Source organism: Leeuwenhoekiella sp. A2 (assembly GCF_047946655.1).
In the GTDB taxonomy this organism is placed as follows: Bacteria; Bacteroidota; Bacteroidia; order Flavobacteriales; family Flavobacteriaceae; genus Leeuwenhoekiella.
Window position 1 is genome coordinate 458,237 of record NZ_CP172311.1, and the last position, 16,447, is coordinate 474,683.

Consider the following 16,447-nt stretch of genomic DNA (forward strand, 5'->3'; position numbering starts at 1 on the left):
TTTAGACTTCTAAGTTTAAGGTTTTATATTTAAGGTTCTACTGATATTTATTTAAAATTCCCAGAACGTCTTCCTTGTAACTTCTGCTTATAGGTATGGAGTGATTGTTTACAATTACGTATTCATTTGTAAACGATTCAATATTAGTAATTGATACGATAAAAGACCTATGTGTGCGCAAAAATTGTTCTTGCGATAATTTTTCTTCTATAGCACTGATTTTTTCACGTATTGTGATACATTTTTGGGCGGTGTGTATTTTGAGATAATCACTGAGACTTTCTATGTAATAGATCATATCAAAATTAAGCTTAATCATTTTTCTATCAACGCGCACAAAGATGAATTTTGATTCCTCCTTTCCTGTTTGCTGAATTTGATTTTCCTGATTCCAGAAGGTATCTTTAAAATGACTAATTGCTTCCCATAAACGCTCAAAAGAAATAGGTTTTAATAAATAATCTACGGCATGAAGGTTAAAGCCATCAATAGCATATTCACGATATGCTGTTGTAAAAATAATTTTGACGTTGTTATTGATAGATCGTGCAAATGAAATTCCAGAAATTCCAGGCATATTGATATCCAGAAAAATCAAATCTATATTTTCTGTAGAGATAAGATTAAAAGCCTCTGTCGCATCAGCGCAATACCCAATAACATCAACAGCATCTATCTTTGATAGATGACTTTGCAAAATCTCTCTGGCCACAGGCTCGTCGTCAACTACAATGCATTTGATCTTAGTTTTCATTTAATCTATGTGCTGTACTATTCAAATATAAATCAACTATAAAGAAATGAATTTCATCTTTAATTTCTAGTGTATATCCCTTTTTATAAAGAATGCCTAAGCGTAGTTTAATGTTCTTTAATCCCAGCCCACCGTTAGTTTCGATTGCAGAAATATCAGTTCTTTTTTCATTTTTCAAATAAAAGTGAATTTGCTTCCCCTCTACTTTAAGATGCATTTTTAGATTATCGCTTTTGATTTTTCCATGTTTAAAACTGTTTTCCACAAAAGGCAGCAAAAGCATAGGCGCAATTAATATTTCATCGTATTGCTCTCTGTTCTCAAGTAGAATGCATTCTCTTAAGTTTTCGCCTAAGCGAAATGCTTCTAAAGCGATATAATCCTCTATGTGATCTATTTCTTCTTTTAAGGTAATTAATGGCTTATTTGTCTGATATAAAATATAATCCAGCAGTTTTGAAAGTTTTAAAATAAGTTCTGGTGTGTTTTCATTTTGGGCTAATGCAAAACCATAGATTGTATTTAATGTATTAAATAGAAAATGTGGATGAATTTGCATTTTAAGTTGATTAAGCTGTTGTTCACGTAATTGCAATTGGGTATTTAAAATCTCATTTTCTAAAGCTTTCTTTTCACCTAAAGTTTGATAATTATGCTTAAGAAGGCTAAAAGCACAGGCTACCGCAACAACCAGATAAACCGCTATAATTATGAATAAAATGCTCTTTTTTATAGGGAAAGTTTCCCATGGCATTCCTGAGAGAAAAACAACACCATAAAAGCTTGAAAAAATTATAAAAGTTGCCGAAAATATTAAAGTATAAATACTGTAACCTATAAACCAGATGTATTTTTTCTTCAGTAGATAATCTGGTATAAGAAAATATACAAATACATAAGTGACCGCAATAGTGGCGGGTAATAGAAAACAAGAAAATTGAAAAACGATTTTAAAAGTTGTCTTTTCCTGACCGAAGAAAAAAGTATAGAAAAGCAATACGGCGAACCAAAAAATACCGTGTAGCAGTATCTTTTCACCCAAATATTTAAATAGCTTTAAAAACTTCATCTAACTTTCAAAGTTGACTTATAAAATTTACAATTCAAAAATTACGAGATGAATGACTGTTTTAAAGCTGGATATTGCAGCGTTGGACAATTATCAAAATCAATTTAATGCAAAACTGTCAAATCCATTCTAAAAATGGTAGTTGGTCGCAAATTTTTAAAAGTCAGAAAAAACAGATTTAGTTTTGATCCTGTCAAACTTTAAAAAATATAAATATGTCTGCTTTACTTATTTTAGTGTTACAAGAACAAGGATTCTTTACCCAATTGGGAAACCGCATACAAGAAGGAGGAACATTCCCTATGACGCTTATCCTTATTTGTTTTGGGCTGATGCTTTTTTTAATTGCGCGAGCTGTCATGCAACTTAAAGCAACCCAGCCTAAATTTAAAAAAGCGATTAGCCTTGTAAATCAGATTGCATTGCTTGCCTTTGTTATAGGTTTTTTTAATCAACTAATAGGATTAATTCAAGTTTTCGATGCCTTTGAAGCTGTGGGAGATATATCGCCCAGTTTACTGGCAGGTGGTTTAAAATTAACTTTCCTACCAGGTATTTTTGGCGGATTTACTTTTATTCTTGGCCGATTAGCAACCTTTATTCTCACCTGGATACGTACTGAAGATCTGGAAAAGTTAAAAGCTGTAGAAAATAATTAGATAAATCCTTTATTTTGATTTTATAACGCCTCATCTCAGTTTTCCTACAATCCAGAAATTAAAGTATGTTTTATATACCCGTTTTTACAGCGGTTATATTTTTTCTATATGGTATTTACTAACAAGAGTTTGAAGAGAAATCAGCTGAATATTATATAATCACTTTGCGCTCATTCCTCTTCGTTTCTACAAAAACCTCCCTTTTCTCATCAAAAACTCGCTTTTTTAATTGAAAAATTGATTAGTTACGAAAAACCTCGTCTTAATTTATTAGGAAAAAGTATATTAGTAATTCAAAATACATTTTGAATAAACCTTAAATGATAAAAAATGGAGGATGAATTATTAATAGATTATGCTAGTAAAGCAACCAGATTTGGTAATTACATTATAGATGCGATTTTATTTTCTATTCTTTTTGTAGTCGTGCATATATGGTTGCAGTCATTCGGGTTAGTTGAAGAAAAGGGTAATTCTTTATTACGTTTATTGAATCAAGCTATTCTTTTTGTAATGTACTACATAATTTTTGAATACGCATTTTCACAAACACCCGGCAAGTTCATTACTGGAACAAAAGTTATAGACGAAAACGGAAATAAACCTGATTTCAAAACTTTAGTTGTTCGTAATATTTGCAGACTAATTCCTTTTGAAGCAATCTCCTTTTTAGTTTCAGATACAGGATGGCACGATTCTATTTCTAAAACTTACGTGATAAATAAGGGAAATATAAACTAGATTACTCAGCCCGCTTCCAGATCCTTTAATTTATTATCCTGCGCTAGTTTGGCTTTTTCAGCCGCGTAATCCCACCCCTGCTGCCACCAGTTGGTCATTAATTTTTTATTGAAAATCAAACTGTTTTCGGTGAGTTTTGAAGGAGTATAATACAGGTTTAAAGGCACCTCTTTATTGATCGCGGCAAGTTTACCTACCACCACATCGTGATATTCTACCTGATCCATTAAAAAACTAAAGAGGTTTACCATGAGAGAAAATGGGTTTTTACCCAAAATCTTGTTATGCTCCATATTTTCAGATTCCAGAATAATGGCGTCCACCTCTGTCGCTCCTCTGCGAATAGCTTCACGAATTGGTACTATACAGCCAAAACCGCCGTCTGCATACTCATTTCCGTTTTTCTTGACCAATGACATAAAAGGCACGTAATTGCAGGAAATCCAGACCCACTCGCAGAAATCCTCATAACTGCAGTCATCCATAGATTTATATTCAACACTATTCTTTGTGAGGTTAGAAACAGTAACGATCACATTTTTAGGACTGCGTTTTACATATTCAAATTCTTCGCGGGAGAAATTCTTTTTGATATTCTTTAGCAGATTTCGGCTTTCGCCAAAAGTTCGTTTACGCCTTATAAATTGCCAGATTGTATTAAAATAATTGATAGACACATATTCCCGGTTTCCCTTCTGTTTAATATTAAAAGGATTTACATCAAAAATAGTGTGCTGGTTCACTTGTGTATACATCTCATAAGCCCGGTTAATTTTATTATTGGCGAGTTGTGAGATGAGCAAACTACCGGTAGAAGTGCCTAAAAACATATCATAATTATTCTTTTGCTCTTCTATAAGATACTGGGCTACCCCGCCCGCAAAGGCGCCTTTACTCCCACCACCTGAAATTACCAAAGCTTTCATTGCTGTAGTTTTTTATTTAAAAAATCGGTTTCCTTTCGTGGTAAACCGGTTAGATCATTGAGCGCTGTTCTCCACTTAGGATCTTTAAGCAACATATCAAGAATTGATCTTGAGGATTGAGCAAAACGCCAATTATAATGTACACAAGCGGAAACGAGATTATCCAAACTTTGCGTCTCATACAACTGTAATTGATACAAATATTGAAAAGCATGCTCCCTCACTTCAAACGGAAATCTGGAATCTGTATAATTTAAAAGCTTTGTATATCGCGCTTCGCGGTTTTGACTATCATAATCGGGCGTAGCCATTGTAAGAGCGAGCCACAGCGTTTCTATATTCCTGTCTGAAAATCCGTTGATTCCAGCGAGCTTTTTAAGGTATTTTGACCGATTTTCGGGGAAAGAAATCCATAATTTGTACAGAGCAGTTTCTTTTGTTACATAAGAATCATCATCCAGCAAAGTCTCAAATCCTGCTTTTAATTCCTGCGGAACCGTCTCCAGTGAAACAGCAATCGCCTGGCGCACAAATAAATTATTTGATTCAAATCCTGTTTTGTACAATGGCAATGTCTCGGTTAAAGGTTCACTGGCTAATTGATAGATTGCTTCCTGCCCAATGTAATCATTGGGAAGAGTAAGTGCCTGTGTTAGTAGCTCTTCTTTTTGATCGAAAGGAATTTTACGCAGTCCGTTGACAAGCAGATAATCTTTAATGAAGGATGATTCTTTAAGGGATTCAAGTGCTTCTGAAGCCTGAAAAGCAGATTGATTAAGCCAGTTTTTTTGAAAATCGGTCAGGTCTTTCCCGCTGGCCTCTTCCGCGGCAGCGATAAAATCTGAAGTTTCTACATTGTCAAATTTATGTGCTTCCAGATAATTTCTGATAGCTGTTTTAAAGGCTTCATCCCCTATCTCTTCTCGTAAAATGTGCAACGCCCAGGCTCCTTTTTGGTAAAAAGTAAGCGAACTCGCACCGCTGTTCAATAATTTTTCGCCCTTGCCTTGATCGCTTAGTTCCTTTAGCTGCTCTGCAGTTTGATAGAGTTGCCAATAGAAATAATCCTCTCCAAAAATCTCCTTTTCGGCTAGAAAAGCATAATACGTCGCAAAACCTTCCTGCAGCCAGTGATGCGTCCCAGATTTTTCGGTCACCAGATCGCCAAACCACTGATGTGCCAGTTCGTGCGCATTTACATTTACATAATTGCGATCTGTAAAGCCAATGCTATCTACCATAAATGTATCGCTAAAAATGGTCGCGGTTGTATTTTCCATCCCGGCGTAGAGAAAATCTTTTACGGGAATTTCCTTATAATTTTGCCACGGAAAAGGAACGCCTATTTCGTTTTCAAGAAAGTCAAAAATCTGCTTAGAATAGCGATAAGTAGGTTCAACTTTTAAAGAATCTTCAGGATAATAATACAACTCTAGCGGAATTCCGGATTCTGAAACAAGAACTTCTTTATCATAATCACCTGCGGCGAAAGCTACGAGATAACTTGCCATAGGATGTTGCATATCGTAATTCCAAGTTTTGCTTTCTCCCTTTTCGGAAATATCAGTTAGTTTACCGTTTGCCATTACCTGAAGCATTTTAGGCGCTGTAATATTAAGATCAAACTCGATCTTATCGTTCATATCATCAATACTAGGCAACCAGTTTGAGGTGTATTTGCCCTGACCCTGCGTCCATATTTGTGGTTTCCCCTCGTTGTTTACAAAATAAAGCGCACGGTCTGGCTTTGCAGAATAGTTGAGCGAAATGTCATAAGTTTCATTCGCTTTAAAGCTTTTTTTGAATATCAAATGAGATTTATCAAAGCCGGATTTTAGCTTCTTTTGACCGATTTTTGCCTCGAAAGAAGTGATATTTTTAGCATCCAGATAAATGGAATCTGTATTTTTTTTCGTTTTAAACGAAATAATCATGTTGCCGGTTACGGTTTCTTCTTTAAAATTGAGAGAAATATCTGCCGTAATATGCTCAAAATCTACAACATCTGTTTGCTGGCTAAATGCAGAAAATGTAAAAAGTACAAATAGCAGCGCTGCATATAATTTCATTTAGAACCTTTTGGTGTGACCAAATTAAGGATTTGATTTGATAAAGCAGATAAGCTGCAGTGGGTAATGCTGTTTTAACTTGGGTAGTGTAAGCATTTATAGCTCTCTTATTTTAATAGTTCTATTTTTGAGAACTATTCCTATCTTTGTTTTACATTAGAATTGATGAAACGAATCATTGCTAAAAGTACTTTACGTGAATTTTGGGAGCGTCATGCTGAGTCTGAACAGTACTTAAAAACGTGGTACGATACAGCTAAAAACTCAAATTGGCTTTCACCCAATGATGTAAAACAGACTTATATTAATGCGAGCATTCTAAAAAACAGCAGAGTGGTTTTTAACATTACAGGCAATTCTTACAGGTTGATTGTTAAGTTTAATTATGAAAGACAATGGGCCTTTATAAGATTTGTAGGTACTCATGCTGAATATGATAAAATTGATGCAGAAACTGTTTAAGCAAAATTTATGGAATTAAAACCTATCAAAACAGAAAGCGATTATCAAAACGCTCTAGTACGTTTAGATGTTATTTTTGATGCACCAGTAGGAACTAAAAACGGTGATGAAGCAGAAGTTTTGTCTTTATTGATTGATAATTATGAAAATGAAAATTATCCTATTGAAGCGCCAGACCCTATTGAGGCTATAAAAATAAGAATGGAAGAATTACATATGCGTCAAAAAGATTTGGTAGGCATAATTGGAGGGAAAAGTCGTGTTTCAGAAATCTTAAATAAGAAGAAAAGATTGACTGTAGATATGATCAGGGAATTAGAACGACTTTTACATATTTCGGCTTCAGTGCTTGTAAATGACTACCAACTAGAAAAGGAAATACCAAAAGGTAAAACCGTATAAACGTTTACATGAATCCGGGAAAACTGCAAACCCCAATTGATTATTTAAAAGGTGTAGGCCCTAACCGGGCAAATTTGCTACGCTCAGAATTGAGCATTCATACCTATCAGGACCTGCTTAACCTTTTCCCCAATCGTTATATAGACAAAACACAGTATTACAAAATAAACCAGCTGCAGCCTACTTCTGCAGATGTGCAGATCATTGGTAAGATCACGCATTTAAAAACAGTAGGTGAAAATCGCTCAAAACGACTTGTTGCAACTTTTAAAGATGAAACTGGTGAGATGGAACTTGTGTGGTTTCGGGGTCAAAAATGGATTAGGGAAAGCTTAAAGCTGAATGTTCCATATGTGATTTTTGGCAAGGTTTCAAAGTTTGGACTAATCTATAATATCGCCCATCCTGATATGGAATTGCTGGAAGAGCACGAGAAAAGTTTGCGCACCGCCATGCAGCCGGTATATCCTTCTACCGAAAAATTAAGCAATAAAGGTGTTACCAATCGCGTGGTGAATATTTTGATGCAAAACCTCTTTTTAGAGGTTAAAAACGACATTTTTGAATCACTTTCTCAGCCCATTCTCGAGCAGTTAAAATTGATGCCGAAGGGGGAAGCTTTCTTTAATATTCATTTTCCGAAATCTCAAAATGAACTGGCAAACGCACAATACCGATTAAAATTTGAAGAATTATTTTTTCTTCAGTTGCAACTAATCATCAAAAACCAACTGCATAAAACCAAAATAAAAGGTTATCCTTTTAAAGAAATTGGTGAGAATTTCAACACATTTTATAAAGAGCATCTACCTTTTGAATTAACAGATGCGCAGAAGCGCGTGATTAAAGAAATACGCAATGATCTGGGCAACCCGGCACAGATGAACAGACTGCTGCAAGGTGATGTAGGCTCGGGTAAGACGATTGTAGCGCTTATGTCAATGTTAATCGCTATTGACAACGGTTTTCAGGCTTGTTTAATGGCTCCAACTGAAATTTTGTCAGTACAGCACTATACGGGTTTAGTAGATTTGTGTAAAGAATTAGGAACCAGTATTGAACTGTTAACTGGTTCAACTAAAACTTCAAAAAGAAGAGATATTCATGAACGTTTAGAAAACGGCTCGCTTGATATCTTAATTGGCACTCACGCGCTGCTTGAAGATAAGGTGAAATTTAAAAACCTGGGGCTTGCGGTTATTGATGAGCAGCACCGTTTTGGTGTCGCGCAGCGTAGTAAACTTTGGCACAAAAATGAATATCCGCCGCACGTTTTGATAATGACCGCCACTCCTATACCACGAACTTTGGCGATGAGTGTTTATGGTGATCTGGATATTTCGATCATTGATGAATTGCCGCCGGGGCGAAAACCTATAAAAACGGTTCACAGATTTGACTCTAACCGATTAAAAGTCTTCAGGTTTATTCGGGATGAAATAAAAAAAGGAAGGCAGGTTTATATTGTTTACCCGCTAATTCAGGAAAGCGAGGCTTTAGATTATAAAGATCTCATGGACGGTTACGAAAGTATAAGCCGCGAGTTCCCCATGCCTCAATATCAAATCTCCATTGTTCATGGTAAAATGAAACCAGCCGACAAAGAATTTGAAATGAACCGTTTTGTAAATGGTGAAACACAGATCATGGTCGCTACAACCGTGATTGAAGTAGGTGTGAATGTTCCCAATGCTTCTGTAATGATCATAGAGAGCGCAGAGCGTTTTGGTCTTTCACAATTACATCAATTAAGAGGTCGCGTGGGGCGTGGGGCTGATCAAAGTTATTGTATTCTCATGACCGGGCACAAACTTTCTGAAGACAGTAAAACCCGTTTGCAGACAATGACACGCACTAATGATGGTTTTGAAATTGCAGAAGTTGATCTAAAATTACGCGGCCCCGGAGATATCATGGGTACGCAACAAAGTGGCATTTTAAATCTTAAAATCGCAGATATCGTGCGCGATAACAATATCATGAGTATAGCTCGTGGTTATGCTTCAGAACTTATTAAAAAAGATCCTTCTCTTTCCCTGCCTGAAAACAAGATTATTAAATATACTTATGCCCAAATGATGAAATATAAAAATATATGGAATTATATAAGCTAATAATTGCGTTTTATTCAATTAAATATAATCAACAGAAATTTTAAGTTGTATAATTTGAGAGTAAATAGTTTTTAAGTTAATTTTAACATCAGAAATAATAATTGGCAATATTAATTGATTGCAAATTAAAATTCTCCCCCCAATTTTTGAACTTAAAGCTACTTCTATGAACTCATTTATCAAACTAAAACTGGTCTTTTGCTTTTTATTGATCTATCTCATTACTGCTTCTTTTGGGAGAAAATACAATGTAAAATCTTCTGAGAATCTATACCAAAAATACAAGAAAAAGTCTGTGGAGCGATTATTAGAAAGTATCTCTCACTCACAGGAAAAAATGCTGAGCGTTTCTGTCTAAGCAGATATTTTTTGGTAATCTTTTTTCGCGATAGCCAAAATTTAACTGTTCACAAATCTCATAATAGTTTGTATGAAACAGTTATGCTATTTTTTAAGAATCACCTCTCCCAATATCAGTATTATCTAGTACTAGCACGATATTTTGATCAAAACTCCGATAATTGCCCCTTTTTAGCCGATTTTTAGAATTTATATACTGATTTTCAGACATTTAATTCATTAAATTGATTAACTTTAAATTCCCTCTTTTGTTATTCTAAACACTACCCCTTCATAAAAACCAATTTTAAATTGAACAATTATGAAGACTTTTAGCAAACTTAAACATGTGATAAGCTTTCTGCTTATCTGCTCTCTCACTACCGCATTTGGTCAGGAAAATACAGAAACTTCTTTTAACGATAAACTGTATCAACAGTACAAAGAAAAAGGTGTTGATGCTGCTATTGCTGCGTATCACAAAGAAGCAGATAAGGATGATGAGTACACCGGCATGACAGAGCCGCTCAATCAATTAGGCTATCAAATCCTGATGGAAGGTAAAGATGAAGATGCGGCAGAAAAGGTTTTTCTTGAGCAAATCAAAACTTATCCTAAAGAGGCAAATCCTTTAGATTCTTACGGTGAGTTTCTGATGAACAAAGGGGAAAATGAAAAAGCCACAGAATATTTAAAAAAGTCTGTAGCCGCAATAGAAGCTATGGATGACCCATCTGAAGCTAAAGATATTCTTATCGCTTCAAAGTCTAATCTTGCAAAACTCAATGGTAAAACAGCAGTTTTTGACTTTGTAGATGGAAATTGGAATATGGAAATTTACGACATTGTAGATGGTATTAAAGCGCCTCCTTATAACGGCTCCATGAAATGGTCATACAATGATGACAATACAATTATAACCGGTAAAATGTATGATACTCAAGGTACATACAGAGGTTCTAGAATTATTGCTTACAATGCACTTGATGATGTTTATGATCTGGCTTATGCTAGAAGTGGCGTATATGCAGGCCTACAACCTTCAACACTAACAATCGAAGAAAACAGTGCGCAGAAAGTAGTATTCCTAGAAACCTTTAAAGAAGATGGAAAAGATAAAAAAGCCCGACATGTAATTACAAAAAAAGATAAAATGGTAGACTGGTCTGTTAACGAATTAGATGATAATGAGGCAGAAAATGAAGTTGTTGTAATGAACTTTAAAAAACAGGATTAGAAAAAAATTAAAGAGAATATTTAAAGCGGAAGACATTAAAAACCTTCCGCTTTTTTCTTGTAATAGTTCGTCCCAATTTAATTATGCTAAAAACAATGGTAAAACTATCTTTGCAAACCGAAAAACGAGCAAATGAAGATTTCATACAATTGGCTAAAACAGTTTTTAAATATTGACTGGGAAGCAGAAAAAACCGGTGAATTATTAACAGATCTTGGTCTTGAAGTAGAAGGCATTGAAAATTTTCAAACTGTAAAAGGTGCCTTAGAAGGCATTGTGGTGGGCAACGTGCTTACCTGTGTGCAGCATCCTAATGCAGACAGATTAAAACTTACTACAGTTGATCTGGGTACTGGAGACCCCGTACAAATAGTTTGTGGTGCACACAATGTGGCAGCAGGACAAAAAGTACCAGTTGCTACTGTAGGCACAACTTTATACGACGATAAAGGAGAACCCTGGACCATTAAAAAAGGTAAAATAAGAGGCGAAGTAAGTAATGGGATGATCTGCGCCGAAGATGAACTTGGTCTTGGCGAGAGTCATGAAGGCATACTTGTACTTGATGAAGAGCTTGCACCGGGAACACCTTTAGCATCTGTCTATAAAGTTGAAAATGATAAAGTTTTTGAAATAGGCCTCACACCTAATCGCGCAGATGCCATGAGCCATTTAGGTACTGCTCGCGACCTAAGAGCAGGGTTAATTCAACTAGATATAAATACAGAATTTATAACGCCATCTACAAGTGCTTTTAGAATAGACAACCGCACACAAAAGATGTCTGTAGAAGTTCTTGACAACGAGAGAGCGCCCAGGTATTGCGGTGTTTCAATATCGGGTCTAACTATTAAAGAATCGCCAGATTGGCTTCAAAACAGACTAAAAGCGATAGGAATAACTCCTAAAAATAATGTGGTAGATGTTACCAATTATGTGATGCATGAGCTGGGCCAGCCACTTCACGCTTTTGATATTGCAAAAATTTCCGGAGGACAGATAAATGTAAAAACTGTTGCTGCCGGAACTAAATTTACTACCCTTGACGAGGTAGAACGCGAGCTGCATGAAGAAGATCTTATGATCTGTGATGCAGATAAACCGCTTTGTATAGCAGGAGTCTTTGGCGGCCTCAATAGTGGTGTTTCAGAAAACACAACATCTATATTCCTGGAGAGTGCTTTCTTTGACGCAGTAAGCGTAAGAAAAACTGCAAAACGTCACGGCCTTAATACTGATGCTTCCTTTCGCTTTGAGCGCGGCATAGATCCTAAGATAACAGAATATGCTTTAATGAGAGCCGTTCTTTTAATTCAGGAAACTGCAGGCGGTGAAGTAACCAGTGACATTGTTGATATTTACCCTAAAAAGATCGAGGATCACCAGGTGTTTCTTCACTTTAAAAATGCCAATAAACTCATAGGTGAAAAAATACCCCAGGAGACAATAAAATCAATTCTTTCTTCACTCGAAATAAAAATCAACAACGTCACAGAATCTGGTATAGGGATGACTATTCCCGCTTACCGTAATGATGTGAGACGCGAGGTTGATGTAATTGAAGAAATTCTGCGTGTTTATGGATATAACAATATTCAGTTTACAGAAAAACTCAACGCTTCAATTTCCGGCAGCAGCCGCTTTGAAGATTATAAGGTGCAAAATGTTGTAGGCAATCAATTAGCTGCTTCTGGTTTCTACGAGATCATGGGTAATTCGCTTACAACGCCTGCTTACGCGGAGTTAAGCGAATCTATCAACCCTGATCATAATGTAGAGATTTTAAATCCGTTAAGTAATGATCTTTCGGTCATGCGTCAATCCTTGCTTTTTTCAGGTCTTGAGGCGGTCGCTTTTAACATAAACAGAAGACAAACAGATCTTAAGTTTTTTGAATTCGGCAAAAGCTATCACAACTATTCATCAGACAGAGAAGAAAAAAATCATTTGACGTTGCTGGTTAGCGGCAATAGAAATGCAGAAAGCTGGACTAATGCAGATCAACCAGCCAGCTTCTTCTATTTAAAAGGTGTGGTTGAGACTATTCTAAACCGTTTGGGCTTAAGCGGGTTTAATGCAAAACCCATAAAAGATCAAAATTTTGCAGAAGGTATTCAACTTACTCTGGGTAAAAACCAGTTGGTGCAATTTGGAACCGTTACTAAGAAACTTCTTAAGCATTTTGATATTGATCAGGAAGTGCTTTTTGCAGACTTTAATTGGGATACGATTGTAAGTCTGGCTAAACATAATGACATCTCGTTTAAACCTATTGCAAAATATCCCGCGGTAAGACGTGATTTTGCTCTGTTGTTAGATGAAAATGTAGAGTTTGAAACAGTATATAACCTGGCAAAATCAACCGAAAAACAGCTTTTAAAGGCTATAAATCTCTTTGATGTATATCAAGGCAAGAATTTACCTGAAGGTAAAAAGAGTTATGCCGTAAGCTTTACGCTGCAAGACGAAAACAAAACGCTTACAGATAAGCAAATCGATAAGATCATGAGTAAATTGCAGTACAGGTTTGAGAATGAATTAGGAGCTTCGCTGCGCTAATACTTTAGCATTTGGCCTATTGTTCAGATTGAGGTAAATAGTTAACTTTACGAGTATTAAAAAAAATATGATGCTATTGAAGAGGACTAATATTCATGAAAAGCTACTTCGTGAACGCAGGCGAAATTTAGGTGAAAACCATATTTTAGATGAAGTAAGACGCATACTAAAAGAAGACACAGACAAAGAAGAACGTATACTTGAAACATTACAAAATGCCGAAGGAGATGAAATTGAGAATCTCTTTAATTTTGATCTTTTAGAAGCAGATCGTATTTTTCACAAAAACAATATAAAGACGATCTGCATCAATTACAGATTGCGTTTTTTAGACACTAAATATTTTAAAGGAGATTTTCACGCAGAAACCCTGAGTGAGATTAAATCGCTTGAGAGAGAACATTATTTGAAGCTTGAAGGGTTTAAAATTGTTGCTCCCTCAAAAATGTTTGTGCTACGCAAAACAGATGACCCATTATTATTTGCACCTATGGGTAATGATTATTATTACCTGGTACACAAATGGGGTAATGATCTGCACCCTTTGCGTAAACTTATGATGTGGCCATTTAAGAGTTTCGAGAATCTGGCAGTTTTAGTTTTGCTTACCAGCATTTTAGCAACGCTAATGGTTCCTGACGGCCTATTTACTAAAAAGCAAACAGTAAGTCAGGATGTAATGGTTTTCTTTTTTATGTTTAAATCTATTGCGGCTATCGTTATTTTTTACGGTTTTGCTCTTGGGAAGAATTTTAACACTGCCATATGGCAAAGTAAATATGATAAAGCACAATAAACTTTCATGATAAAAGACTCAAATTATGAGCGCATTTATACAGGCTCTCAAATAAGCGTGAACTATTTAAAAAATCTTCTGGCAGAGAAAGGCATTCACGTTGTAGTGAGAGATGATCATGAGAGTTCGTTGAGAGCAGGTTTTGGTGTAGGCTATACAGATCAGGTTTTGCTATTTGTAGAAAAAGAAAATCTCGTAAGGGCTAAACGCATTACAGAAAAAGCTTTTGATGAAGGCGAAATACCTGATAATGTTCTCGACGAGCAAGCCACAGAAAGTAGACTTGAGCAGGAAGATGATGTAAGTAAATCTACAGACAGACCTTTAATTAAAAAAGATCCTAAACAAGGCAAACGCTCAACAATAAACTTAATATTGAACATTGGTTTAATCATTTATTCAATGTGGAGGTTATTGCCGCTAATTCACGGGGAAACACTCCCAATTTGGCGAATTGCTCTAAGCTCCTTCATTCTTATCTTCTGTACAATATCAGTAGTTAATCACTTTAGAAAATAGAAAAACCGGGTCAAAAACCCGGTTTTTAAGCATTTTAAGCCGATTTTTTAAGCTTCTACTGCGTACATCTTCTCACGTTGCTCTTTTATTTTAGGATCGCTCATATACTCATCAAAGTTTAAGTAACGATCTATAATCCCGTTAGGAGTAAGTTCTATAACGCGGTTACCTACAGTTCTGGCAAACTCATGATCGCTAGTTGTCATGATCACCGTCCCTTTAAAGTTTTTTAAACTGTTGTTAAAAGCAGTAATAGATTCAAGATCTAAGTGATTGGTAGGCTCATCAAGCATCAATACATTTGCTCGCTGCATCATCATTCTGCTTAACATACAACGCACTTTTTCACCTCCTGATAATACGTTTGAAGTTTTAAGCGCTTCTTCTCCAGAAAATATCATCTTACCTAAAAAGCCACGCACAAATACTTCCTCGCGCTCTTCTTCAGTTTTTGCATATTGTCTTAACCAGTCTACCAGCGTCAAATCGTTTTCAAAAAATTTCTGATTATCTACCGGCAAATATGATTGTGTAGTTGTAATACCCCAATCGTATTTACCTTCAAGTGGTTTTTGCTCACCATTTATGATCTGGTAAAAAGCTGTGGTTGCACGGCTGTCTTTAGAAAAAAGAACAACCTTATCACCTTTAGCTAAATTGATATTTGCATTTTGAAATAGCATTTCTCCATCTACAGAAGACGCTAATTTTTCAATATTAAGTATTTGATCGCCTGCCTCACGCTCTCGTTCAAAAATAATAGCAGGATATCTTCTACTTGAAGGTTTTATATCTTCAATGTTAAGCTTCTCTATCATCTTCTTTCTTGAAGTAGCCTGCTTGCTTTTTGCCACGTTGGCACTAAAGCGCATAATAAATTCCTGAAGTTCCTTTTTCTTCTCCTCGGCCTTTTTATTCTGTTGTGAACGTTGACGCGCTGCTAATTGAGAAGACTCATACCAGAAAGTATAGTTACCACTGTAATGCGTGATCTTTCCAAAATCAATATCAGATATATGTGTACACACAGAATCTAAAAAGTGACGGTCATGAGAAACTACTATAACACAGTTCTCATAATTAGCAAGGAAGTTTTCTAACCAATTGATCGTTTCATAATCTAAATCGTTAGTTGGCTCATCCATGATCAAAACATCAGGATTTCCAAATAAAGCCTGCGCCAAAAGAACACGTACCTTTTGCTTGTTATCAAGATCTTTCACCTGCATATAGTGCAGATCTTCCTTAATACCAAGACTTGATAATAGCGCTGCTGCGTCACTGTCTGCATTCCACCCGTTCATTTCTTCAAACTGCACCTGCAGCTCACCAATACGATCTGCATTTTCGTCAGAATAATCAGCATACAGCTGATCCATTTCTTTCTTGATATTATAGAGTGGTTTATTTCCTATTAGTACCGTCTCAAGCACTGTAAATTCATCGTAAGCATAGTGATCCTGCTCAAGAACAGACATGCGTTTACCCGGCTCGAGATGAACGTGGCCAGAAGTAGGTTCTTCTTTACCAGCGATTATTTTTAAGAGTGTAGATTTTCCGGCGCCATTGGCTCCTATTATTCCGTAACAATTACCCTGGGTAAATGAAACGTTTACTTCATCAAACAAAATACGTTTGCCGAACTGAACCGAAAGATTTGAGATTGATAACATAGCTAAATCCTTATTTTTTAAAAGATTTGCAAAAGTATCGAATGTTAGCCAAAGGAAGAAACATTAACTTTTATATTCTATGTTTTAACTAGTAATTAACAGCCTGAAATAGACAACGCACTTACTTT

At 35.8% G+C, this 16,447-nt stretch carries 15 protein-coding genes; 10 read left to right on the forward strand and 5 right to left on the reverse strand.

Going from position 1 to position 16,447, the window contains the following annotated elements; translation table 11 throughout:
* Nucleotides 1-37: 37 nt before the first annotated feature.
* Complete coding sequence (locus ACH3PA_RS02020; RefSeq protein WP_416441013.1) at nt 38-754, reverse strand: LytR/AlgR family response regulator transcription factor; 717 nt, start codon at nt 752-754, stop codon at nt 38-40.
* Entirely contained in the window at nt 744-1,508 is a 765-nt protein-coding gene (locus ACH3PA_RS02025) for a sensor histidine kinase (protein WP_416441011.1), read from the reverse strand. Before ACH3PA_RS02025 ends, ACH3PA_RS02020 begins: the two co-directional genes overlap by 11 nt.
* 530 nt (nt 1,509-2,038) lie before the next feature.
* On the opposite strand from ACH3PA_RS02025, the gene ACH3PA_RS02030 reads away from it, so the two are divergent.
* Nucleotides 2,039-2,482, forward strand: coding sequence for a MotA/TolQ/ExbB proton channel family protein (locus tag ACH3PA_RS02030; RefSeq protein WP_416441009.1), 444 nt, complete (start codon nt 2,039-2,041; stop codon nt 2,480-2,482).
* A 330-nt stretch (nt 2,483-2,812) separates the two neighbouring features.
* A complete protein-coding gene (locus ACH3PA_RS02035) occupies nt 2,813-3,223 on the forward strand; it encodes an RDD family protein (protein WP_416441007.1) in 411 nt (136 codons plus the stop codon).
* Between the two features lie 5 nt (nt 3,224-3,228).
* On the opposite strand, the gene ACH3PA_RS02040 is transcribed toward ACH3PA_RS02035, so the two are convergent.
* Both ACH3PA_RS02040 and ACH3PA_RS02045 read right to left on the reverse strand, forming a co-directional pair.
* A complete protein-coding gene (locus tag ACH3PA_RS02040) occupies nt 3,229-4,149 on the reverse strand; it encodes a patatin-like phospholipase family protein (protein WP_416441005.1) in 921 nt (306 codons plus the stop codon).
* On the reverse strand, nt 4,146-6,218 hold the full coding sequence (locus ACH3PA_RS02045) for a M1 family metallopeptidase (protein ID WP_416441003.1): 2,073 nt from the start codon (nt 6,216-6,218) through the stop codon (nt 4,146-4,148). Before ACH3PA_RS02045 ends, ACH3PA_RS02040 begins: the two co-directional genes overlap by 4 nt.
* Nucleotides 6,219-6,383: 165 nt before the next feature.
* On the opposite strand from ACH3PA_RS02045, the gene ACH3PA_RS02050 reads away from it, so the two are divergent.
* From ACH3PA_RS02050 to ACH3PA_RS02085, 8 genes are all read left to right on the forward strand, one after another.
* The gene (locus tag ACH3PA_RS02050) at nt 6,384-6,680 is read left to right on the forward strand and encodes a type II toxin-antitoxin system HigB family toxin (RefSeq protein ID WP_416441001.1); all 297 of its coding nucleotides are present in this window, start codon (nt 6,384-6,386) and stop codon (nt 6,678-6,680) included.
* 9 nt (nt 6,681-6,689) lie between these two features.
* Nucleotides 6,690-7,082 carry a helix-turn-helix domain-containing protein gene (locus ACH3PA_RS02055; protein ID WP_416440999.1) on the forward strand — a complete coding sequence of 131 codons (393 nt, stop codon included), beginning with the start codon at nt 6,690-6,692 and terminating at the stop codon, nt 7,080-7,082.
* Between the two features lie 8 nt (nt 7,083-7,090).
* Nucleotides 7,091-9,196: an ATP-dependent DNA helicase RecG gene (recG, locus tag ACH3PA_RS02060; protein WP_416440997.1), complete on the forward strand. Its 2,106-nt coding sequence runs from the start codon at nt 7,091-7,093 to the stop codon at nt 9,194-9,196.
* A gap of 166 nt (nt 9,197-9,362) precedes the next feature.
* Complete coding sequence (locus tag ACH3PA_RS02065) at nt 9,363-9,554, forward strand: hypothetical protein (RefSeq protein ID WP_416440995.1); 192 nt, start codon at nt 9,363-9,365, stop codon at nt 9,552-9,554.
* A gap of 303 nt (nt 9,555-9,857) precedes the next feature.
* Entirely contained in the window at nt 9,858-10,772 is a 915-nt protein-coding gene (locus ACH3PA_RS02070) for a tetratricopeptide repeat protein (protein WP_416440993.1), read from the forward strand.
* Nucleotides 10,773-10,904: 132 nt separating this feature from the next.
* Nucleotides 10,905-13,331: a phenylalanine--tRNA ligase subunit beta gene (gene pheT, locus ACH3PA_RS02075; RefSeq protein ID WP_416440991.1), complete on the forward strand. Its 2,427-nt coding sequence runs from the start codon at nt 10,905-10,907 to the stop codon at nt 13,329-13,331.
* 67 nt (nt 13,332-13,398) lie between these two features.
* On the forward strand, nt 13,399-14,127 hold the full coding sequence (locus tag ACH3PA_RS02080) for a hypothetical protein (RefSeq protein WP_416440989.1): 729 nt from the start codon (nt 13,399-13,401) through the stop codon (nt 14,125-14,127).
* Nucleotides 14,128-14,133: 6 nt separating this feature from the next.
* Nucleotides 14,134-14,646 (forward strand): DUF2007 domain-containing protein, encoded by a 513-nt coding sequence (locus ACH3PA_RS02085; protein WP_416440987.1) that lies wholly within the window; start codon nt 14,134-14,136, stop codon nt 14,644-14,646.
* Nucleotides 14,647-14,693: 47 nt separating this feature from the next.
* Here ACH3PA_RS02085 and ACH3PA_RS02090 read toward each other — a convergent pair whose 3' ends face one another.
* Nucleotides 14,694-16,319 carry an ABC-F family ATP-binding cassette domain-containing protein gene (locus ACH3PA_RS02090; protein ID WP_416440985.1) on the reverse strand — a complete coding sequence of 542 codons (1,626 nt, stop codon included), beginning with the start codon at nt 16,317-16,319 and terminating at the stop codon, nt 14,694-14,696.
* Nucleotides 16,320-16,447 lie beyond the last annotated feature (128 nt).